Source organism: Spirosoma endbachense (assembly GCF_010233585.1).
GTDB lineage: Bacteria > Bacteroidota > Bacteroidia > Cytophagales > Spirosomataceae > Spirosoma > Spirosoma endbachense.
The window spans coordinates 2,980,892-3,001,745 of sequence record NZ_CP045997.1 but is presented as its reverse complement, the minus strand read 5'-3'; the positions used below and the strand labels follow the sequence as shown (position 1 = coordinate 3,001,745).

The 20,854-nt window shown below is 44.8% G+C and carries 19 protein-coding genes; 4 read left to right on the top strand and 15 right to left on the bottom strand.

The features are described from left to right. Positions 1-109: 109 nt before the first annotated feature. The 4 genes from GJR95_RS11885 to GJR95_RS11870 all read right to left on the bottom strand — a co-directional run bounded on the left by GJR95_RS11885 (position 110) and on the right by GJR95_RS11870 (position 4,515). Positions 110-622 carry a hypothetical protein gene (locus GJR95_RS11885; RefSeq protein WP_162386069.1) on the bottom strand — a complete coding sequence of 171 codons (513 nt, stop codon included), beginning with the start codon at positions 620-622 and terminating at the stop codon, positions 110-112. A 581-nt stretch (positions 623-1,203) separates the two neighbouring features. Further along, positions 1,204-2,040: a LecA/PA-IL family lectin gene (locus GJR95_RS11880; RefSeq protein ID WP_162386068.1), complete on the bottom strand. Its 837-nt coding sequence runs from the start codon at positions 2,038-2,040 to the stop codon at positions 1,204-1,206. An 80-nt stretch (positions 2,041-2,120) separates the two neighbouring features. Then, on the bottom strand, positions 2,121-3,773 hold the full coding sequence (locus GJR95_RS42520; RefSeq protein WP_162386067.1) for a PKD domain-containing protein: 1,653 nt from the start codon (positions 3,771-3,773) through the stop codon (positions 2,121-2,123). A 286-nt stretch (positions 3,774-4,059) separates the two neighbouring features. Further along, positions 4,060-4,515, bottom strand: a complete 456-nt coding sequence (locus GJR95_RS11870; protein WP_162386066.1) for a hypothetical protein — start codon at positions 4,513-4,515, stop codon at positions 4,060-4,062. Between the two features lie 732 nt (positions 4,516-5,247). On the opposite strand from GJR95_RS11870, the gene GJR95_RS11865 reads away from it, so the two are divergent. Both GJR95_RS11865 and GJR95_RS11860 read left to right on the top strand, forming a co-directional pair. Then, the gene (locus tag GJR95_RS11865) at positions 5,248-5,580 is read left to right on the top strand and encodes a type II toxin-antitoxin system HigB family toxin (protein WP_162386065.1); all 333 of its coding nucleotides are present in this window, start codon (positions 5,248-5,250) and stop codon (positions 5,578-5,580) included. Position 5,581: 1 nt separating this feature from the next. Then, positions 5,582-6,028 (top strand): helix-turn-helix domain-containing protein, encoded by a 447-nt coding sequence (locus GJR95_RS11860; protein WP_162386064.1) that lies wholly within the window; start codon positions 5,582-5,584, stop codon positions 6,026-6,028. A 565-nt stretch (positions 6,029-6,593) separates the two neighbouring features. Here the strand turns inward: GJR95_RS11860 and GJR95_RS11855 are convergent. The 7 genes from GJR95_RS11855 to GJR95_RS11825 form a co-directional block, all read right to left on the bottom strand. After that, positions 6,594-7,658 carry a S41 family peptidase gene (locus GJR95_RS11855; RefSeq protein ID WP_162386063.1) on the bottom strand — a complete coding sequence of 355 codons (1,065 nt, stop codon included), beginning with the start codon at positions 7,656-7,658 and terminating at the stop codon, positions 6,594-6,596. A gap of 13 nt (positions 7,659-7,671) precedes the next feature. Beyond that, complete coding sequence (locus tag GJR95_RS11850; protein ID WP_198424838.1) at positions 7,672-9,084, bottom strand: M56 family metallopeptidase; 1,413 nt, start codon at positions 9,082-9,084, stop codon at positions 7,672-7,674. A 6-nt stretch (positions 9,085-9,090) separates the two neighbouring features. Continuing rightward, entirely contained in the window at positions 9,091-9,507 is a 417-nt protein-coding gene (locus GJR95_RS11845; protein WP_162386061.1) for a BlaI/MecI/CopY family transcriptional regulator, read from the bottom strand. A 442-nt stretch (positions 9,508-9,949) separates the two neighbouring features. Continuing rightward, positions 9,950-12,661 carry an ABC transporter permease gene (locus tag GJR95_RS11840; protein ID WP_162386060.1) on the bottom strand — a complete coding sequence of 904 codons (2,712 nt, stop codon included), beginning with the start codon at positions 12,659-12,661 and terminating at the stop codon, positions 9,950-9,952. A gap of 14 nt (positions 12,662-12,675) precedes the next feature. After that, a complete protein-coding gene (locus GJR95_RS11835; protein ID WP_162386059.1) occupies positions 12,676-13,014 on the bottom strand; it encodes a PadR family transcriptional regulator in 339 nt (112 codons plus the stop codon). Between the two features lie 376 nt (positions 13,015-13,390). After that, positions 13,391-13,978 carry a hypothetical protein gene (locus GJR95_RS11830; RefSeq protein ID WP_162386058.1) on the bottom strand — a complete coding sequence of 196 codons (588 nt, stop codon included), beginning with the start codon at positions 13,976-13,978 and terminating at the stop codon, positions 13,391-13,393. A 174-nt stretch (positions 13,979-14,152) separates the two neighbouring features. Beyond that, on the bottom strand, positions 14,153-14,650 hold the full coding sequence (locus tag GJR95_RS11825) for a hypothetical protein (RefSeq protein WP_162386057.1): 498 nt from the start codon (positions 14,648-14,650) through the stop codon (positions 14,153-14,155). A gap of 380 nt (positions 14,651-15,030) precedes the next feature. Between GJR95_RS11825 and GJR95_RS42515 the strand changes: the two genes are divergently transcribed. Then, positions 15,031-15,165, top strand: coding sequence for a hypothetical protein (locus GJR95_RS42515; RefSeq protein WP_262889781.1), 135 nt, complete (start codon positions 15,031-15,033; stop codon positions 15,163-15,165). A gap of 69 nt (positions 15,166-15,234) precedes the next feature. Here the strand turns inward: GJR95_RS42515 and GJR95_RS11815 are convergent, their stop codons facing one another. Next, entirely contained in the window at positions 15,235-15,921 is a 687-nt protein-coding gene (locus GJR95_RS11815; protein WP_162386056.1) for a recombinase family protein, read from the bottom strand. A 379-nt stretch (positions 15,922-16,300) separates the two neighbouring features. Next, positions 16,301-16,789, bottom strand: a complete 489-nt coding sequence (locus GJR95_RS11810; protein ID WP_162386055.1) for a hypothetical protein — start codon at positions 16,787-16,789, stop codon at positions 16,301-16,303. Positions 16,790-16,867: 78 nt separating this feature from the next. Here GJR95_RS11810 and GJR95_RS11805 point away from each other — a divergent pair, with 78 nt between their 5' ends. After that, positions 16,868-17,050 (top strand): hypothetical protein, encoded by a 183-nt coding sequence (locus tag GJR95_RS11805; protein WP_232541158.1) that lies wholly within the window; start codon positions 16,868-16,870, stop codon positions 17,048-17,050. A gap of 765 nt (positions 17,051-17,815) precedes the next feature. Here the strand turns inward: GJR95_RS11805 and GJR95_RS11800 are convergent. Then, positions 17,816-18,583, bottom strand: coding sequence for a response regulator (locus tag GJR95_RS11800; RefSeq protein ID WP_162386053.1), 768 nt, complete (start codon positions 18,581-18,583; stop codon positions 17,816-17,818). Further along, complete coding sequence (locus GJR95_RS11795) at positions 18,580-20,340, bottom strand: sensor histidine kinase (RefSeq protein WP_162386052.1); 1,761 nt, start codon at positions 20,338-20,340, stop codon at positions 18,580-18,582. The genes GJR95_RS11800 and GJR95_RS11795 overlap by 4 nt, the downstream gene beginning before the upstream one ends. Positions 20,341-20,854 lie beyond the last annotated feature (514 nt).

The window sequence follows — 20,854 nt, the reverse complement described above, 5'->3', positions numbered from 1 at the left end:
TGGTCAAGAAGTTGGAAAAATGTTGTAGGTTTAGCCAAGCAGGGAGCGACAGTCATGGTTTTGTAGTCTAGAGAACCACAAAGGTATGGCTAACTGCTCCTTGCCGTTTTTATAAGAAAGCCCTGTAATGACCTGTTAGTAGATGCCTTAACTTACCAATCAAACTTTTTGGCCGTTGGACTTGCCAATTAATGTCAAATCTCTCCTCCGACGAACCACCATATGTAGCTGGGAGTGGGACAACAATATGAAAAGGCAGATAAGGGTCGGATTGATGGTAAAGCTCGGCCTCAGCACGTAGCCGCCGACTACATAACAAATGGCAAAAGGTAAAGGTGGGGGTTGCTTTACGAACACTCATATTAATCCAAAGCGGCACTTTGCCTTCATGCCACAATAGTTGAAGCAGCTCGTTTTTGGTGAGCGACTTACCCACTCCTTCACAAAGCAGTCCAACCCGCTCTGCCTCTACCTCATTCAAGCCTTCATGAGCCTCCCAGCCGCTTGGCTCAACCCAGAAAAGTATCTGCTGAGACAGATCATTAGTACAGAAAGACGCGGTTAGCGAAAGCAATTTATTTAGGGCTTGCTCTAAGCGTTGCTCAAAAAGTGATGCATCCATGCAAGTTTACTTTGGCTTCAAGTACGTTGCCACCTTACCGGGGCGTTTGCGCTGTCGAACGCGGCCCGAAAATGCGGACATCAAAACTACCTAACTCCGGCGTTTGTGCTGTCAACCGAAGCTAACCAACGAGCCAAACAACCTGCCTTCGGGATGAGCTGTCTGTCGCACGCGAGCCCACAAATGAGCACTACCTATTGGCTCTGCACCCAACGACTTCATATGTTGATGGCGAGGAACGAGCCATTACACACATGAACGGTTGGGCTGTTTAGTCTTGCTCTCGGGACGTGTTGCCTGTCGCCAAGACAACCCGCCCACGCGGAGCGAAGTATAACAAACGATCTTCTGCCCTTACTCGTTTTTTTCGGCCTGCTTTACAGGTCGCTTTAGCAGAAGTAATGGTAATTTTCGTAATACCTCCAATGATCCCGCTCACCCCCACAGCCTGCCCCGTGAAACGCAGCAAGCTGCGATACCCAATCCCACCATTATCACCCCTTTTCCAACCTGACGGTCATCGCTGTGATAATGCTTTCTGTAGCTGCTCATAATTGTTTATCGTGAATGTATGCTATCCTCTAAAAAGTATTTACATATCTGGTGGCATAATTATCATCAGTAGCCTCACTGGATAATTTACTTTGAAACTTCCTTGCACTCTCGAGGTCTTCAAATACCCTTGAACTAAACCCTTTATAGTTTGACCATCCGAAATCGTACCTGAGATTTACTGAACTTCTGAATGATTCGTAACCGTAATCATCACAATCCCATTTACTCTGAGAGGAACCGGGTCTATAAGCCCTGTTTGTCGGGCAACCCCATGTCTTAATTGGGGAACTGATATAAATGGCCCTATTGCTATTGGCATAGTTACTGTTGCCGTTTGTATATGTCCAGATAACTATATAAACGACAGGTGATTTCGCATCAGCATCTAGTTGACCGGACGCTTCTGCGGTTCGTAAGTCTGTCTGGGGTCTGCTTTGACCAGCTAAGGGCTGATTGATGCTGTACTCTACAATGAAACTCCCTGAATTATCGCCAGTTTGCGCGTCGTTCACTAATAGTGTAAGCGTTCCATCACGATCCGCCACAAATGATGCGTCAGTACCGACCAAAAACCAGGGTCCATTACCAATACGGCCCAACAGGGCACCATGACGAAAACCAACAACCTGATTGTATGAAGTAAAGCCATCAATCCCATCTGCGTCGCCACTACCCGCAAACATGCCAAGCCGGATGGTGCCAGTTGTTAAAATGGAAACCGTGTTACCTCGTTCAAGAATTATACAGCCTGGACCAGTTCCTGAAATAACTTCTACTTTATTTTGTTCTATTCTTCGGTTTGACTGACCATTGGCGATTGAGAGATGAATAAGAAAGAGAAGAAGCAAAGAAGTCCGAAGCATGGTGTTTATATGTTTAGTTTATTGTCGTGAATCTGGGTACAATCGAGTAGGTACGGAGAGGCTGATTGTTAAAGGTTTCATTATTTGGCCTTCACTACCCACATATCGTCATTTACCTTAAGAACAGTATTTCCTCGATTGGGGTCAGATTTATCGCCACTCTGATCGGAGTTAGAATTGCCCCCAAATAGAAAGCCTCCGTCCGAAGTGGCCAACAGTGAATACATCATATCATTACTGCTCCCGCCAAAGGTTTTATCCCAGACTTTGCTGCCACTTCCATTAATCTTCACTACCCAGTAATCATAAGCTCCTTGATAGGGTGCGGACTTGTTGCCAGTCTGACCAGAGCCAGAGGCTCCCCCCAGTAGAAAACCGCCATCCGAGGTGGCTGCCATAGCGCGTAAATTATCGCCGGAACTGCCGCCAAAGGTTTTGTCCCAAATTTTGTTGCCACTCCCATCGATCTTCACTACCCAGTAATCTTCTTGCCCTCGGTTGGCATCAGACTTATTGCCATCCTGGCTGGAGCGAGAATAGCCACCCAGCAGAAAACCGCCGTCCGAGGTGGTTGCTACAGAGTTTAGGTAGTCTGTATCACTGCCACCAAAGGTTTTATCCCAAACTTTGTTACCACTCCCATCGATCTTCACTACCCAGTAATCTTCTTGCCCTCGGTTGGCATCAGACTTATTGCCATCCTGGCTGGAGCGAGAATAGCCACCCAGCAGAAAACCGCCGTCCGAGGTGGCTACCATAGAGTTTAGGTAATCCGAATCAGCGCCACCAAAGGTTTTATCCCAGATTTTGTTGCCACCCCCATCGATCTTTACCACCCACATATCAGTTCCTCCTCGTTTAGGGGCGGACTTACTGCCAGTCTGATCGGAGTCAGAATAGCCCCCCAGTAGAAAGCCGCCATCCGAGGTGGCTACCATAGCGGATATACCATCTGAATCGTTGCTACCAAAGGCTTTATCCCAGACTTTATTACCACTCCCATCGATCTTCACCACCCACATATCACCAATATCGCTACTCCCTCCCCCTTGTTTAGGAGTGGACTTGTTGCCATCCTGATCGGATTTAGAATTGCCCCCCAGTAGAAAGCCCCCATCCGAAGTGGCAAGAATCGAGGTTAAAACATCATCATTACTGCCGCCAAAGGCTTTATCCCAGACTTTATTGCCACTTCCATCAACCTTCACCACCCACATATCAGTTTTCCCCAGATTGGGAGCGGACCTATTGCCATTCTGGCCGGAGCGAGAATAGCCACCCAGCAGAAAACCGCCGTCCGAGGTGGCTACCATAGCGCGTATAGCATCATCATCAGTGCCGCCAAAGGTTTTATCCCAGACTTTGGCAGGGATACCAGTAGTCGTACCAGTTTTAATGGTTAATGACTGGGCTTTAGGCTGGCTGGTACCACCAGGGCCACTTACCGTCAATGTAACGGTGAACGTTCCCCCCTGCTGATAGGTATGTTTGGGGTTGACTTCGGCTGAGGTGGTAGTTTTATCACCAAAGTCCCAGAGGTAGCTGGTGATAGATCCCGTAGCTTTTTGGGTAAAACTGACCTCACAGGGGGCCGTACAGTCGCCACCGGTAAACTCAAAATTAGCCACCAGATCCGAAGTTGGTGTAGCAGGAGTGGGACTATTACCCTGGCCACAAGAAAAAATGAGCAATACGACTTCAAAGAGCAAAGCGAGCGTAAACAGGCTTTTCATAGTGTGGAAAATTAATTTGTAAAAGTTGAACACTGGCTTTACAGAACCGCTTCTTATTTTGGAATGATAAAGCGTTGGCTATCAACTGGTTTTCTCTGTCGCCCGAAAGCTGGCACTGCACACACTGAAACGGAAATCACCCGACGCCCACAGGGATTGATGGTTTAGAAGCGGACTGAACAAAAGCAACTTGCAACCTTTATACTCCTATTTCGCTGGGCTGAATCTTTACCTTAGTCCCATAAATCAGTGCGCTAATACATACCATACTACGTATGGCAGTATTCTACTGCTTAGTACCTACATAGTCACATTTTACATCAGCACCACCATCCGAATTGCCACCTGTGTAAGTAGTCATTTTTACCGTGCTCCCATTGAAATCGCCCGAGCCGTATCTCGAAAATATATCTTTATTATCCCCGAAAGCATCTTGATTAACACTATGTTTATAGAGGTTAATATGAGAGCTTGAAAGTTCCACGATATTATCGCCAGCGTAATCGGTCAAGACTAAATAGCTTCCTGTTGTCGAGGATTTACTAAACTTAATACTAGTTTTCAATGTCCTCATTTTGGGTGGTCCTTCGGTTAGGGTAACATTATATGTACCTACGTACTGATCTCGTGGATCAACATTACCATTCGTGCTATCTCCCTTCTTACCACATCCTATGGCCAGCGTCAGTAGGGGGAGAAAAAGAACGTAACAGATGGTCTTGATCGTCATAGTTTTTGACATGGTATTTGGTTGATTGATATGCGAACTATACCTTACTTTATGCCTTCAAACCCGGCGAGGTAACAGTTGAGGTGAAAATTATTTTAACCCTGTCGGGATGAGTGGCTTGTCGGCCACAAATCGGAAATGAAAGCCCAAAGCCTACCCAGCCAAGGCGTTTGCCTTGTCGCCCGAAAGCTGGACGTGTAAGTACCGATTAGCTAGCGCACCCAACACTCGCGAGGGTTGATGGATGATAAGACCGTTTCAAACAACAGACGGAGCGTCAACCTTTACACCCCCTGTTTCGTTGGGCTGAAAATCTTCCTTCAGGGACGTGCAGCCTGTCGACCGAAACCCGCCCGCAAGCAATTTATGGACGGGCCACCCAACATAGTATTGTATGCCAACTCACTTAATATCAAATTATTGGTGATCAACTTGTTAAAGTTGAGTGTGTTGTCGTTTACCCTATTTATACGTTTGTAAGTTGAACGGGTTACGCTGTGTTACAACAATAGGCAAACGGGACAAGCCACGCAAACGGATGACCGATTAACTCAACCTTCCCATAGCCGATTTTATTATTCGGTTTTGAGCATATGTACGGATTAGCGTTGACAGATAGTAAAAATCAGCGTGGTGTTCGGGAAGGCACATTCTCAGTAAACGCTCCCATTTGAGACAACCTCCTGTGGATGCACTCCGAAAGTTCACATTTTGAGAACTTTCGGAGTATCTTTATAGTAGCTTATGAGAGTTCATCTAATTAGAAAGGAAACTATTGAGGCTTACACCGAGAAGAATGCTCGCAGTAAAAGCTCGTTTAAGGTTTGGCTCACCGTCGTCAAGTTTGCCAATTGGCAGACGCCCGAGGCTATTAAAGAGACATTTGGGGCCGCTGATTTACTAGGTAATGGCACCAACCGGGTTGTATTTGATATTGGCGGTAATAACTATAGGATGATCTGCAAATATGCCTTTGGAAAGAACCAAGTTCATCTCTTTGTTTGCTGGATAGGAACCCATGCCCAGTATGATAAGCTCTGTAAGCACAACCAACAATATACCGTAAATCATTATTAAGATGGAAGCACTCCGCTATAAGATAATCAAGTCCGAGAAGCAATATAGTGACTACTGTACTGCTTTAGAAACGCTAGTAACAGGAAACGATCAAGGAGAAAATACGCAGGATGAAATCGAGTTGCTCACTTATTTGATTGAAAAATGGGATGCCGAACATAACTCCTTCGAGGATGTAGATCCCATTGAGTTACTCACCGCATTGATGAGCGAGAAATCGCTTAAAGCGAAAGATATGACCCAGATTTTGGGCGTAAGTAAAAGTCTTGTTTCAGATATTTTGCACTATAAGAAGGGGTTGTCTAAAGAGATCATCAGAACACTTTCTGGCTACTTTAGCATTTCCCAGGAAGCCTTCAACCGGCCCTATAAATTGAAGGTACCAGCCAATAGCCACTTTAAGAATGCCAGTGTGATGAACACTAAAAAAGACCTGCAACTGGCTTAGTATCAAATTTAGGATTGCATTCAGCTGCGACAAGTGTGGAGCATTACGGGAACTACCCTGACCGGGAGTGCTCGCTGAACTGTGTCAGCAGGTTTTATTCGATGCGATGCGATTTGATTCGTTCTTCAAAGATAATGCTGAACTGATTAATGATCTCTTTCCAATTATAGGTCGTCGTTTCCCATTTAATCGTCGGATCGGAAGTATTCGAGATTGATGAGCGTCTGTATGATCCTTCACGACGCGGACACTAATTAGATAATGGCCAACTAATTAAGTAGGGAACATTACGAACGTTCCTCTGTCTCAAATAGGAGGGTTATTTGAGATAAAAGGAATACTGGTCAAAACCTCCACTCCACTGTACTAATTTATGTTCTCGTTAACTGGACTGATGATTTTAGCTATATAAAAGCTCGCTTAAGCCCGGGCGCCCCAGAGCTTTCTTGACATTCGCGGATTTCCAGAATCAAGTCCTGGGGAGACCATCTAAATAACAGGAAATCAAAAGTAATACCGTTACCTGACGTTACTGAGCTGTATCAATTGCGCTAGGCTCATGAGTTTACTTTTTTAAAATGGCCAATTGTTTTTCCTTCTCAGCAATCACCTTTTGCAGGTAGGTAATGCGTTCTTTGTCAGTGGGGTGGCGTTTAATCACCGCCTGGATGGCCATGATCTGGGCGGTTAATAGCGCCTGATCAGCGGGAACGTGTACATCAGGCTGCACCCCTTTCCCTTCCCAGTCCGTGTGGGTAACCGGATTTACACTGTAAGCGAAGGGAATAGCCGCTAAGAAATAGGTGCCAATTTTATAAGGCTTGGTGGGATGTGCGCCACCCCCAGTCACTTCACCAATCACCTTCGCCCGACCCAGGGCCTGCAGGTTATAGGCGAAATCTTCCGAAGCAGAAAAGCAGTCCTTGCTGACGGTGATGTACAGGTCCTTATCAGCCAGCTTTGGTCCGGGAACGACCGGCATTGTCCAGGTCTGCCTCACTGTCTTCGCTTCGCGGTCATAGCCATCGCTCCAATGAGCCGGGTCGCTAAAGAAATAGCTGGCGATCAAATAACCACCGTCCGAAAACCCGTGATTCTTACGAACATCGATAATGATCGCGTCCGCATTGGCCAGAAACGTCATCGACGACTGGGTCAGGTCCTTGATCCACTCGGACGGAAAGAATGTGTCTACCTGCAAGAGGCCTATATTGCCCTCCAATATTTCAACCTTTTTGAAATTAAAGTTGCTGCGTGCCCAGGTTTTTCGGAACGCATTGGCGGCTTCTTCCGAGGGTGCCTCGGGTTTTTCGTCACCGGCCGGCGTAGCCGTATAGTCCACACCGAGGTGCCCGTCTTTATTAATCGAATGAAGATCGGCAGTTAACATTTTGGCGAAAACCGCTCGATTAGTGATCGTATCATAGTTATGTTGCTGTTGATGCTGCCGGATTACCGCAGTCATTTTTTTTGCCACATCCTCATAGACATACAGGCGATTGACCTTGGCAATGAGCGTGTCGATCACGGCCTGCCGTTCTGCGGACGTAAATTTGGGTGGTTGAGCCTGCTGTTGCGCATTGGCGGCAAAAGCCATCAGGTAGCCCAGTGAACAGAGAATTCCTTTCATAATGTATTGAATTTTAGAGCGATGATGTATAATTCTTCCAGGCTGGTGGCTTTGTGCCTATGCCAAACACATAGGTGCCGGCATTATAATAGATCCCGAAATCCGAATCGTTTCTGTAGTCCGGTTTGATCGGATAGGGTGAAAATTTGAGGTATTTGTTATAGAGCTTCTGCCAAACCTGGGCAGGTTGTCGCACGCCACCAACCTGCAGCCCGGTATTGGTCAGTTCAAAGGACAATCCTTTAGTAGTTTGGACAATGCCTTCTTTAAGGAGGTCTTCGCTGATTTCAGCGATCACTTTACCCAGCGGAAAATCTACGTTTGTTTGTTTAGTCGGCGGAGAAACAGGGGATAAGGCTAGTTGTGAGGGAGTTTTATAAAAACCAAAGAAGACTATTAAAGCCAGCCCGCAAATGAACAAGGCGCTTTTTTCAGCCAGGCTCAAGGGATGATTTTGTTTGGTGACAATACGGCTGATGCGACTCAAAAGGCTAGTTCTTGTGCCAGTAAAAGCGATGCCACCGGATGGTGAGCTAGTCAGAGATAGTTCCTTGAAGCGGATCAATGCTTCGGCGTACTGTCTTCGATGGCCTAGTTGCGCGATGGCCAGTTCATCACAGCAATACTCCCTTTCCTCGCGGATACAGGCGGATAACCACAGCAAGGCAGGATTAAAGAAAAAAACAACTTCCGAAACCTGCTGCAACAGATTGACCAGATAATCGTTTCTACGGATGTGCATTAACTCATGGACTACTATCGCTTCAATCTGCCCTGGAGGCAGTTGACTCAGCAGCCCGAGCGGAATAAGGATCACGGGTTTGAGATGGCCATAAACCACTGGTATTGTTAACAGCGCGGACTCCAGCAAGAGCACCGGTTTGGCGACCGACAACTGTGTGCGAAGTACATCGAGCTTTGCAGTCCAGTACGGCGAAGCTTCAGCCGATCTATACTGGCGGATGTAAGCGGTAAAACCCAGCGCGAAGCCTATTCTTACGCTTTTGATCAAGAAAAACACCAGCCAAACGGCCGCTATCGCATCTGTATGTTGTGAAATAAAGTCAGCGATCATGGCTATCAGGCCTTTCAGCAACCAACGCACATTCCTGGCACCTCCTGGCAGGTGATCAGGCAGCTGCCCATCAGGATATTGCTTCAGTTGACTGCCGAAGAAGCTTATCTGTTGCGGTTGGAGATGATATTGATACCAAAACGTAAGGACAGAAGTGAAGAGCAGCAAAAGCAATAAGAGACAGAGCAACTGATAGCGCAACACCGGTTTAGCCCTTTTGGTAGCTGAAATAATGATCCCTGTCAGGATAGCAACCAGCACTCCCTGCCATAACGAATGAAAAAGCGTCCAGGTCAGGGCGGTGACTGCGGGGCTATTACTTAGTTGGTTTAGCTGGCCGAATACGGTCATGGCTACTTAGTTTAAAGAGGATTCATCCTGATTGTCCAACTGCTCCAAAAACGCTTTTACCTGTTCAATTTCTTTTGCGGACGATTTCTTATTATCCATAAAAGCAACAAGCAGGCTGCTGACCGAACCGTTATACATTGACTGGATAAAGCGATTAGCGATCGTCGCCATTGTTGGTTTTTCTTCCAGCAGGGCATAATAGACATGGGTCATTTTGCTTTCGTCCCTTTTGAGCATCCCTTTTTCGGTCATCAGCTGCATCATTTTTAAGGTGGAGGTGTAGCGGACGGTCTTGCTATCCTTGGTTAACAGGTCATGCACAAAGCGGACGGTCGAGGGCCCATGCTTCCACAACACTTTGAGAGCCTCCAGTTCTCCTTTGGTCGGTAAGGAATCACTGGACTTATTTTTTTCTGTAGACATAGTCGAAAGCTACGATTGCTAACGTAGGTTGTCACAAAGGTACGATGCGTATCGTAACTTGCAACTAGTAAGAAAAATTTTAGGGATTATTTCAATTCTTATTTACGGAGACAGATAGTTTTACCGCGAATGGGTAATAGCTTGCTGCTCCTCTCTCACACTGGGTCTTTCAAGCAAACAACTGGGGTATGCCACAGCGATGTTGGAACAGTCGCACCGAAACAGAAAACACGCCTATATGGGTCAGACTTGATAAAAACCCCAAGATTTTAATAGAAATATTTTCTTTTCGCATGAACTGTCCCATTTACGAGGCAAATGCATGAACGTTCCTTCGTCTCGTATAGGAGCATTTATTGAGATTGTGAAACTAGTGACGACACAGAAAAATGTTAGGTGAAATCGTTAGGCACACCTTTGGGCTATACAATAAAGCTCAAGATTATTCGGATCGTAAGCTCTTGACCGGATTAACCAAAGCGGCTTTGATACTTTGGAAGCTGACTGTCAGCAGGGTAATAACCAACGCGCCTACCCCTGAGGCGGCAAAAATCCACCAAGAAATCTCTGTACGATAAGTATATTTCTGGAGCCAGTTACTCATAAAATAATAGGCAATTGGTGCGGAAATTAGGCAGGATGCGATGACTAAAACCACAAAATCTTTTGATAATAATTGCCAAAGATGGGCTACGGATGCACCCAATACTTTACGGATTCCAATTTCTTTCGTCCGTTGTTCAGCTATGAAAGAAGCTAAACCGAAAAGACCTAAACAGCTGATGAATATAGCTAAGATGGCAAAAAAGGCTGCTAGTTTTCCGATTCGTTGTTCCTGACTAAATTTTTTGTCATACTCGTCATCGACAAACTTGTAGGCGAATGGAACAGAAGGAGAATACGTTTTACAAACCGCTTCAATCTTATTTAGTGCCTCATTGATACTTGCATTCGGGCTTATCTTTATGTTTAAATAATTAAAACCTCTATTCGTACTATAAAAAACTGTTTGTTTAATAGGTTCGTAAGGGGATGACATCAGCATATCCTTGATGACGCCAACAACTACGTGATCTTTATTACCAAATCGTACGAATTCACCAACAGGATTTTTAAGTCCCATATAGTGAACCGCAGCCTCGTTTAATATGATCGAGGATGAATCAGTGCCAAACTCGCTCGAAAAATCTCGGCCATCTTTTAACTGCCAGCCTACGGTTTTTCCATAGCCTGATGTTACTCGTATAGCAGCAAAGGAATCCTTCATTGTAGGGTCTTTGCCTTTCCATTCAAGTCCACTCATATTATTGTTCACTCCTGTTGCGGGGCTTGATGATTCTGATACCTCTTCTACACTTGTCGATTTCAGCAAATCAGCCCGTACAGCATCAAAATGATTATGTATGTCGTTTGTCGCCATTTCAATCGTAATCAACCCACTACGGTTATAACCTATTGGGCGATTCCTAGCAAATTGTATCTGTTTAAAAACCATAATGGTACCAATAATTAAGGTGACAGATACAGTGAATTGGACGACCACTAAAATTTTTCTTGGAATTGTGGCAAAACGACCTACTCGGAACGTTCCCTTGAGTACTTTGATGGCTTGGAAAGACGATAAATAAAGAGCAGGGTAAAGGCCAGCAATCAGGCCCGTAAGAAGGCTAAAGCCAATTCCCAAAAACCAGAATATAGGATTTACCCACAGAAATGACATTCTTTTGTTAGAAATTTCATTAAATAGTGGCAATATAAGTAGTACAATTAGTAGGGAGATTAGAAAAGAAAAAGATACTACGAGCATTGATTCGGAGAAAAATTGACTAATCAATTGCCCACGAAAAGAGCCGATTGCCTTTCGAATGCCGACTTCTTTTGCTCTTTTTTCGGAACGAGCAGTGGCCAAATTCATAAAGTTAATGCAGGCCAAAAGCAGCACAAACAGACCAATAATTCCAAAAAGCCATACGAATTCAATTCGCCCACCTGTATTTATTCCATTTTTAAACTCAGAATACAAATGCCACTTTGACATTGGTTGTAAAAAAACCTCTGGTTTATATTTTGCCTCTTCTTTACTTATTTTATTCAATTTAATATTTTTGATTTTTGCCGAAGCTTTTGCCATATCTGTATTATCAGCTATTTGGGCATAAGCAAGTGTAAAATCGTCGCTCCACTCCTTCTTTTCTTTTATCCATGGATTTTGGATTTTATAAAGCTCCCAAGGCAAAACGAAAGAAACATCGTTGAACGTTGAGTTATAGGGTAAATCTTCATAAACGCCTGTGATTTTAACATCTTGCTTATTGTCAATTTTTAAGATTTTATTTACGGGATCAACATCACCAAAGAATGCCTTGGCTACCGTTTCTGATAATAAAATGGAGTAAGGCTCATTTAAGCCAGCTCTCGTACCGTACCGCATTTTTAGCGACAGCATGTCAGCTATCTGGGGGTCACAATAATTACCTGCTTTTGTAAATATCTTTTCACCAGCTGTCAAAATATGATCCTCTGTCCAGGAGGATTGCACCACATACTTGAAAGACCCCACTCCGGCCGGTCTGCCGTTGCGGTACTGGCCGGAGTGCCCATTTCCATAATTACTTCGAATTTCTTCGGCCATTAGTGGGCTAACTGCACCGCCCGTTTCTATTTCTCCATTATACGTTTGGTGCTGCATCACCTGGGCGATGCGGTCATAATTCGTATGATATTTATTAAATGAAATTTCATCATAAATCCAAAGTCCAATGAGCATCGTCACAGACATACCCATAGCGAGCCCCGAAATGTTAATGAATGAGTACCCCTTGTTTTTGGCGAGGTTACGAAAAGCGATTTTGACATAGTTGCGTAGCATATCCATTAGTGCGGGTTGAGAATGTTTAGAAAGGAGTTTACCGGTACTCCGGACGGGCCGGAGCGGTTTATGAAAAAATGGGGTTAGGCAGTGTAGCACCGCCCAGCCGTACTCGCGCCGAGCGTGGGTCAGGCCTACCTGCTTAACGCGCTTATAAAATACTTCCTGCAAATCCCCCTGCACGTACTCCAATAGGTGCGGGGCCACGAACCCTTCCAGAAGACGGTCGGCCCAGCGCGGTGGGGCGGGCCGTTCAGGTTGAGGAGACAGTCGCTTTCGAATCATGGCAGTAGGTAAACTTAAAGGCCCAACAATTGAAGTTTGCCCTGTGGGATCGCTTCCCAAAGTCGAGTGCGCATCTGCTGAATCTCGAGTAAGACTTCCCCCCCTTCGGCTGTCAAGGCAAACAGCCGCTTACGACGGCCTCCACGCTCAGTAGTTGCCCCGCCCACCAAGGACGACAGAAACCCCTTTTCTTCGAGTCGATATAGGGTTGTGTGTACTGCACTGACGGTGAAGCTTCGGCCTGTCTGGAGTTGAAGTTGTTCCATAACGGGCACGCCATAGACCTCTTCGGTGCTAGCGGCCACAACCAGTAGCACCAGCTCTTCTAACTCCCCCAGTCTCGTCTTTTTCATGAGCACGTCTGCTTGTTTGATTAGATACAATATTTTAAATCAAATCTGGTGCCAGAGTTGAAAAGGAGCCTTTAGAGCAAAACCAGCTTGGTACTAGTAAAAGCGATGTCCAGAAACGGACGAATCCTTGTCCAGTCCTGGACAAACTGACAACCGCCACGGCGGACCATTTATTTTCAGGATCGGACAACGGTCAACGCTTTTCAGGACGGGTCAAGGTGTATGCCATCTCTTTAAACGCCCGTTTTCCCAAAACAGCATAGCTTCCTCTCAGGACATACACCCGGACATTATTAGTAATCTCAAATTGCCGTCTCACGAATCAACGTCTCAAAAATTGGGACGTAGCTGAGTTTATGAATCAATCGGCTTTGCTTTAAAACCACTCCTCTAGCTGATGGGCTTCGTTCAATAAATAGCGCCGAGTTTCCTGGTCGTCCTCTGTGGCCAATCGTTGCTGAATAGCTATGTAGCGGTCTTTACGGGTTTTGAATAAATCCGTTGACAAAAGCTCGACTAACCACTGACTAAAATCCTGTAGTTCGGCTTGCTGCTGCGAATAGGGAAACTGATCGGTAAAGCTTTCCTGAGCCAGATTGGACCACTCGTATTTAGCTATGGGCTGGGCTGGATTGCCTAGAAATGTATCCAGGATATACGTATTAGAACAGAAGGTTTGCCAAGCCTTGCTCCTGGCTTGGTCGAATTTACCAGCTTTGAAAAGCAGTACTGTCCATTCAAACAGAAAATCTGGAAAGCCAATGTCATCGGGAAATGTTTTGGCGAACCAACGAGTATACGTTACTCCCCCTTTGTAATCGCCTAACTGAAGATAATACCGAGTGGGTAAATAGCGCAATCCTCGGGAATCATCGTAGCCACCAAACTTTCGTTTTTCGGCAGCTAAAGCTCGTTTAATATCAGCAATCTTTTTCTCCAGCCGTTGAATTTGCTTCGGTGTCATTGCTAGAAGGTGAAAGAGTAATGGAAATCTAAGCTCAAAGACTAGCTGGCAAGATTAGCAAAACACTATAGCCAGACACAACTACAACGTTCAAGGAACATCCATTGCCTTAAATAGGATGTGTAGCAGCGACTGTGTGGTTCTTACTGAAATCCGTCAATCGCGCAAGATCTGTTAAAATTCACTGGGAATAAAGCTCCGAGCCAGTAAATAATTGATCTGTTTAATCCCGTATGTTTCCATCAAATGGGACATGGAAAGATAATCTATATTGAGTTCATTTGCCCAGTATCGCAGCCAGGGGGTATATCGGTTGGGATTCATGTTGCTCCCCGACGGGGTAAGAATAATAGTAGCCAGCCCCATAACGATCGTGCGTTGAAAGGTGGGCATCAGTTTGAGTTGAGAACTCCAAAAATCATTACCCAGCCGAGCATATTGAGTTAGTTCAGCCGAGTTTACATCTAATTCATTCATCAGATGGGTAATATATTGGGGTGGCCAACCCAGTAGAGATATGTCCTCACGAAGGGGTTTATCAGGTTCGCTCATTAGCAGCCGAGTCTGGAAAGCCATTGCCAGCAAACCAATAATGGAAACGTGCTGAAAATGGCTCTGCTGTAAGAAACTCCGCATCAAGGACTGATGAGGCAAGGGCAGTAAATCGTCCACAATGGGCAAGGGGTTTTATAAAAAGCAAATAAAGGGGAATAAAATTAGTTTTTAGCGCTGACTTTTGGTCCGGCTGGCTGGGCAGTCCGACTGGATGGCCGCGTCCCGGCCGCTAGCCGCGCGGGAACCGCATGGTGGCCCCGTTTTGCCGTGCAGACCGACTTATGACCTGCACATATTAAATATATTAAACTGCTTTGAGAACGGAAATTGACATACTAATCGCTGAAATATGGGTCTGAAAAAAGTGATAAATAAGCCCATCCCTGTTTCAATGTGAACAATAAATTTCTCTGTACGGCGTTTTATATCTGTTATGTTTCTTCAGCCTCATTGGTCAAACCAGTGGGGCTTTTTTAGTTGAACGCTTACTTTTTGGCATGGAAGCATTATACGACCAACCTGCTCCGCAGCCTGATCCAGCAATCGCTCAGAAACAGCGTATTGAGGATGCAAATGATTTTCTGATTATCTGTGCCTGGTACGCCAGCCCGGCGCTTATCAACCGGTTATAACAGCGGTTATTATTGGGAAGATGTACTACGGGCCCTTCGAATTGCTGCAGGCCTGGAAAAATGGCCAACTTAGCCCTTTTCCATCGACTCACCCCTAGCCCGCTGCGCTAAGCGCATTACTTGGGTAGCTTGAAAAGTATTCCCACGAGCCGTCTTGAAACCCGCTTGATTCAGCTGATGCGCAATGGCCACATAGGTCATTTTCGCGCCCAGTAAGGCCTGGATCAGAGCGGTGGCTTTCCGATTGTTTTCATTCTCAGCGGCACGGCTTCGATTCGACTGGGCCGCTTTTGCCGAAACCACAGGATCTTGAAAAACGCGGCCACTCTTGCGCCACTGACCAATCCGCAGGAGTTTTTCATCCAAGGCTTTCTTCGTGCGCTCGCTAATCAGCTTCCGCTCCTGCTGGGCCAAAGCTGCGAAGATGTGAATGGTAAACTCATTGGCGTCGGGCATGTCCGCACACACGAAGCTGACATGCGAGTCCATCAACGATGACACAAAGGTCATGTTACGGCTGAGACGGTCGAGCTTAGCAATCACCAGGCGGGCCTTATATTGCTTGGCATGTTCGATGGCTTTGAGTAGCTCAGGACGACGATCTTGCTTGCCCGATTCAATATCACAAAATTCAGCGATGATCAGCGCTTTGGTTTTGACAAAGCTGAGCACGCTGCTGCGCTGGGCATCGAGTCCTAATCCGGACAGTCCCTGCTTCTTGGTACTCACCCGGTAGTAGGCCACGAAAGTTTGCATGCTGCAAGATAGTGTTCCACGCCGATTTTACATATCATTAACGACCGTAAATGATATGTAAAATAGAAAAAGCATGAAGACTTAATCGTTCTTAGGGTCTTTAAAGATGGAAATGGCTAAAGGGGATTGAAAAGAGCGATAAAAATTGAGGCAACTTGCCACAGATATAGGATGTCAGTTCTTGACTTGTGACAAAATAAAAGTAATGTAAAAGGGAATAGAATTAACCGCCTGAAAACTGCCAGGAAGGCAGAGAAGGGAAAATTTGGGGAGCAACCTAAAAGAAGATGGTCTACGAAGGATATGAACTGTTGAATAACTGCCTTACCTCTCAAAAGACAAAACAAAAAAAGCCCTAATCACTCAGGGCTTTTTAACTTTACTCAGTAACGGAGTCCTGTTTGGGCTTTCGACCTCTTGGCTTACCGGTATAAGGTACTTTGGCAGCCGCAACTTCGGGAGCTAATTGCAACGCAAAGGCGGTCGTGCCCTCATACTCGAAAAGACGAATCGTAAAGTCGTATTTTGTTTTGGCGAAATCAACCCCGCTCTTGGTCAAGATAAAGGGTAATGCCAACGTATAGCTTTTAGCCGCTTTCTCGAAGGTAAAGGTTTCCGCATCACTACTGCTTGGAACCAGGTAGAGGGATTTGGCTTTGCGCTTGCCCTCGTCCATACCTACTTTAAAGGAAGTTTGGCTAAGATCGACCCCTAAATGAGCCACCGTCTTGGCGGGCAAAACAAGTTTACCGGCACTAGAAATGAAACCGGTTAAAATTAGCTTAGCTGGTTTAGGGGCTTTTTCGGCCTTGGCCGTAGGCTGTTGGTTTTCAGTAGGCGAAAAAAAATGGATGTTAATAGCTTTCATTCACTTGGTTTTAAGACTTTTACCAGGAAACAAAGGTAGGAAGTTAACTAATGAATGAGGACAAACCACGAATTTAAGGTGAACGACTTAGTTACGCTCATTAACCCGAAGGCAGCTCCAGAGTTAGAAGCGGCTAATGCTGATATTGACTGGCCTGTTCCGGTGATCAGTCAATATGGGCAGCGAGTACACTGCTGGAACAGCCAACGGCGCGAATTTACCATCACCCTCAGTGCAACCGAGATTAAGAAAGTTGATTGATTAGAGAGGTTACCTGACACGCGGCTTAGAATAGGATAGCGGGTAAAATGCATTCGCTACTGTTACATCCCCTTACCAATAAAAGAACCTATTTGTAAACGCGTTCATTTGGCCAAGGGGTTTCGTGAACGAATTCCTACAGAGGAGAAAATCAACTATAACTTGTTATTTTACAGCAACTTACATAGTTCATTTAATTAAATTTTTACCCCTTTAAATGTACGAATTGGTGGTTGACCACTTCTAAAATCGATGGTGTTCCCTAACTGTCCAACAGTTAGGGAACACCATTTGGGGGAGTGGCCAACATTCGTACGAAATGTTCCATCGGGCCTCTCTGAGCAGTAAAATAACTCAAGTAGCTATTATAGATAGCTTACATTGATTCATTTACTGGGTTTATTGCCCGGAAAATGGCTTCGAAACGAATAATTCGCCGAGCCAATAGCAAGTAAAGAAATCGAACGTTTCTTTTACTATTTACTCAGTTTACAAATTATTAGGCAGTTAGGCCCATGAAATAATCTTCATGGAACATTTCGTACGAATGTTGGCCACTCCCCTATTGTGTTAACTACCCCTACTTCGATGTGCCTGAAAGAGTACGACACATATTGGACCTACAAGAAAGAGGAAGAATTTACTAATAAGTGATTCAACCCAACTTGAATAACCGGGCAGTAGATGAGTTGAATAGGTTATGTAAGGAATACAAAATAATGGGGCATGCAAAGTTTTGTCGCGGCTGATAATTATCTAATGCAATCATAGCCTACCCTCACGTTTTGACGGCGTTTTAACAATAGCGAACTGTTGAAGAAAAATTTTATGGTTCGCTTCAGGAAAGGGTATCGGTGAATTTTGACCCTGTACATAGAATTGCCCTTTATCAATACGCTCTACATAGTCTAGATTTACGACTAATGAGCGAGACAGGGTATAAAAATTAGGCGATGTAAAGAATTGGGAGATATAGCCTAAATTCATTGAAAAAACACGCTTTTTCAACTCTCCAATCAAATAAACCTCAACATAGACGCGGTCGGCTATTAAATAGAGCACGTCATTCTTTCTGATTTTAACATAGCCTCGCCCCTGATCAACAGGTAGATAAAGGTTATCCGACAAATAGGGATCTACCGAATTAACCAGCGAAGACTGATAGTTATGGTAAGCCAGCTCAACCTGAATAGCGAGTTCTTTATGCCGAAATGGCTTTAGTAAATAAGCTGCCGGACGCGTTTGTTGCGCCCGTGCAATGGTTGGTGGCTCCGAATACCCAGTTAAATAGATAATCGGTATGGTTTGCTGAGATAAAATGCGTTGGGCTATATCGATTCCATCTTCGGAAGAATGATCCAAACGGATATCGATTAAAATTATATCAGGAGGGCTAAAGCGTACTGAGGTGAGGGCAGTAGACAGGTTACGGGCGATATCTGTTATAGCATGCCCTGCTTTTTCCAACGTTTCTTTGATATCGTGAGCTGTTACTAACTCATCTTCGATGATTAAAACTCTAAGCGCTTTCATTGAACCGTCTCTATTTTAGTTTTTCTCCGATGCGGAGATGTAGGGAGCAGAGTAAACGTCATGTCAAATTTTAAATTTCCACGGCTCTCAAACTGATACGTACCAAACAACTGCTCCACTTGCATTTGTATCAGGCGCAATCCGAAAGATTGGACAGGTGAATTTGCCATAGTAAAACCTGGTCCATTATCAACGACACACAGGTGAAACGTTTTGTGCACTAAGGTGGCTGTAATTTGCAGGGTGGGCTTCGGATTGCCTGGAAAAGCGTATTTACAGGCATTTGTTATTAGTTCATTTATAATCAAGCCAATCCGCATGGCATAGTCGGCTGGTAGCATCAGCATTGGCTCAATTTGGTAAGCTATCTCAACTTGCTCTTGGTCGAAGGTCTTCAACACCATCGTGACTAATTCCCGAACAAAATCACCGACATTGATCGTAACTAAATTGTCATCATCGTATAGTTTACGTTGTAACAAACTCATGACTTCGATACGGCGCTGACTATCCTCAATGGCATTCCGGGCATTATCATCGTCGAGCCGATTCCATTGCAAACTCAATAGACTGGATATTAGCTGCAAATTATTTTTTACCCGGTGGTTTTGCTCCTGAACTAGAGCCGCGTTTTGCTCACTCAACCGTTGGTTTTTCTGCGAGATCCGGTAAAAAGCGATACTTGCCCCTGCTGTTCCCAACAGCAAAACCGATAAAACCACCAATAACCAGTGTTGTGTCTGCTGGATTTGCTGACTCAGTTGTAACTCCCTCCGCTGACTGATGAGCTGTGCTTCTTTTTTCTCAGTTTCATATTCAACGCTTAGCCGGGAAACGGCACCGTTCCGATCTGCCATCATCTGATCGCGCTCAAACCCTCGAAGCACCAGTGATTGAGCAAATGCTTTTTGCCAGTCTTTATTTTGCTGGTAATACTGCATGTAGGTGTTGGCCAAATCTCGCTCCATTTCGAACTCTCTGCCTTGTAAGGCATTATAGAGTACACTTGCCTGTAATAAAAAAGGATACGACTGATCAGGTCGATTTGATTGTAGGTAGGCACGAGCCAGTTGAAGGCTTATAATGGCCTGACTACTCTTTTGATTTAGTGCTATATGTATTCGTAATGCTGTTTGATAGTAATGGAATGCTTGTGGATTTCGCTGGAAGCCATAGATTTTACCAAGCATGCCACTTATACCAGCTATACTGATTGAATCGTTCAGCCTATACGCCATCTGCTCAGATAGTTTACAATAGAATAATAAGCTATCCTGTAATGAATGCTTTCGATTATTGGCCAGACTATCATAACAAATTGCCAGATAGATATCACTCATCGACTGATAGGCAGACAGTAAAGCTTTCTGTGTACTGTTACGAGCATAAGCCACAGCAAGCCGAGCATCTTTGAGTGATTTGGTCAAATTCGCTTGTTCTCGTTCCAGCCAGGATAATCGAGCATAAATCCTGCTGACTTTATCGGATTGTTGCTTCTTCTCTACAATACGAAGCGACCTCATGAAATAGCGTTTACCGGTTAGATAATCTCGGGCCACTACGTATATTTTTCCGTACAGGTAATAGGCTTCGGCCAACAACAAGGTATCGTTCTTTGCAGTAGCCTCCTGTTCTACCTCTTTTGCATAAGCCAGTTTTTCGGGATGAAGCGGTAGGCCAACGCTAGTTTGGGCAAAAGTTGTCCGGGCCAGGACTAGAATCATCCAGAGCATGAAGCGGTTGGAGTAGGTTCTCATCAAATCCTTTAAAAAGCCCAGTTATAGAGAGGGAGGCTATAAAAATAGAGTATAAAAGCGTACTTACTTTCGGGCAATACCTGATTTTGGATAACCAACTTCAAAAAAACGAAGTCTCATCAGATCCTTACGTAAGGATTGAATAAAAGTTGGGAAAGAAGTTATAGCTATTGGGAAAGAAGTCAGCCCAACTAAGCAGTTCGTCTTTAAAACGCACAGTAAATATGACTAGACTTGAATCTGTTTTAGCCACGCTATCCGCTTCTATTCACACCATTTTTTCCTTATCGTTAATAATGTGTCACCTATCCTACATAAATTTATGAAAGCCTGTTCGGCAGAGAATACATCTGATTCCCCAAACAGTATGAGGCTCAAAGCAGGACTTTATTAGTATAGGATGGTTTTGGAAAATGGACTTAATGACGACAAAAAAGCTTGGGGGCCACAGGGCGTATAGATTGTTATAGCACTGTCCAACCTATATGCCCCATCCATCAGGTGTTCACGCTGT

Coding starts and splice junctions, on each gene's coding strand:
- GJR95_RS11840 (WP_162386060.1), bottom strand. CDS start 12,661: ATGATTCGAAAGCGACTGTCTCCTCAACCTGAACGGCCCGCCCCACCG.
- GJR95_RS11870 (WP_162386066.1), bottom strand. CDS start 4,515: ATGTCAAAAACTATGACGATCAAGACCATCTGTTACGTTCTTTTTCTC.
- GJR95_RS11835 (WP_162386059.1), bottom strand. CDS start 13,014: ATGAAAAAGACGAGACTGGGGGAGTTAGAAGAGCTGGTGCTACTGGTT.
- GJR95_RS11845 (WP_162386061.1), bottom strand. CDS start 9,507: ATGTCTACAGAAAAAAATAAGTCCAGTGATTCCTTACCGACCAAAGGA.
- GJR95_RS11865 (WP_162386065.1), top strand. CDS start 5,248: ATGAGAGTTCATCTAATTAGAAAGGAAACTATTGAGGCTTACACCGAG.
- GJR95_RS11815 (WP_162386056.1), bottom strand. CDS start 15,921: ATGCAAACTTTCGTGGCCTACTACCGGGTGAGTACCAAGAAGCAGGGA.
- GJR95_RS11830 (WP_162386058.1), bottom strand. CDS start 13,978: ATGACACCGAAGCAAATTCAACGGCTGGAGAAAAAGATTGCTGATATT.
- GJR95_RS11810 (WP_162386055.1), bottom strand. CDS start 16,789: ATGAAAGCTATTAACATCCATTTTTTTTCGCCTACTGAAAACCAACAG.
- GJR95_RS11860 (WP_162386064.1), top strand. CDS start 5,582: ATGGAAGCACTCCGCTATAAGATAATCAAGTCCGAGAAGCAATATAGT.
- GJR95_RS11855 (WP_162386063.1), bottom strand. CDS start 7,658: ATGAAAGGAATTCTCTGTTCACTGGGCTACCTGATGGCTTTTGCCGCC.
- GJR95_RS42515 (WP_262889781.1), top strand. CDS start 15,031: ATGGAAGCATTATACGACCAACCTGCTCCGCAGCCTGATCCAGCAATC.
- GJR95_RS11795 (WP_162386052.1), bottom strand. CDS start 20,340: ATGAGAACCTACTCCAACCGCTTCATGCTCTGGATGATTCTAGTCCTG.
- GJR95_RS42520 (WP_162386067.1), bottom strand. CDS start 3,773: ATGAAAAGCCTGTTTACGCTCGCTTTGCTCTTTGAAGTCGTATTGCTC.
- GJR95_RS11880 (WP_162386068.1), bottom strand. CDS start 2,040: ATGCTTCGGACTTCTTTGCTTCTTCTCTTTCTTATTCATCTCTCAATC.
- GJR95_RS11885 (WP_162386069.1), bottom strand. CDS start 622: ATGGATGCATCACTTTTTGAGCAACGCTTAGAGCAAGCCCTAAATAAA.
- GJR95_RS11800 (WP_162386053.1), bottom strand. CDS start 18,583: ATGAAAGCGCTTAGAGTTTTAATCATCGAAGATGAGTTAGTAACAGCT.
- GJR95_RS11850 (WP_198424838.1), bottom strand. CDS start 9,084: ATGACCGTATTCGGCCAGCTAAACCAACTAAGTAATAGCCCCGCAGTC.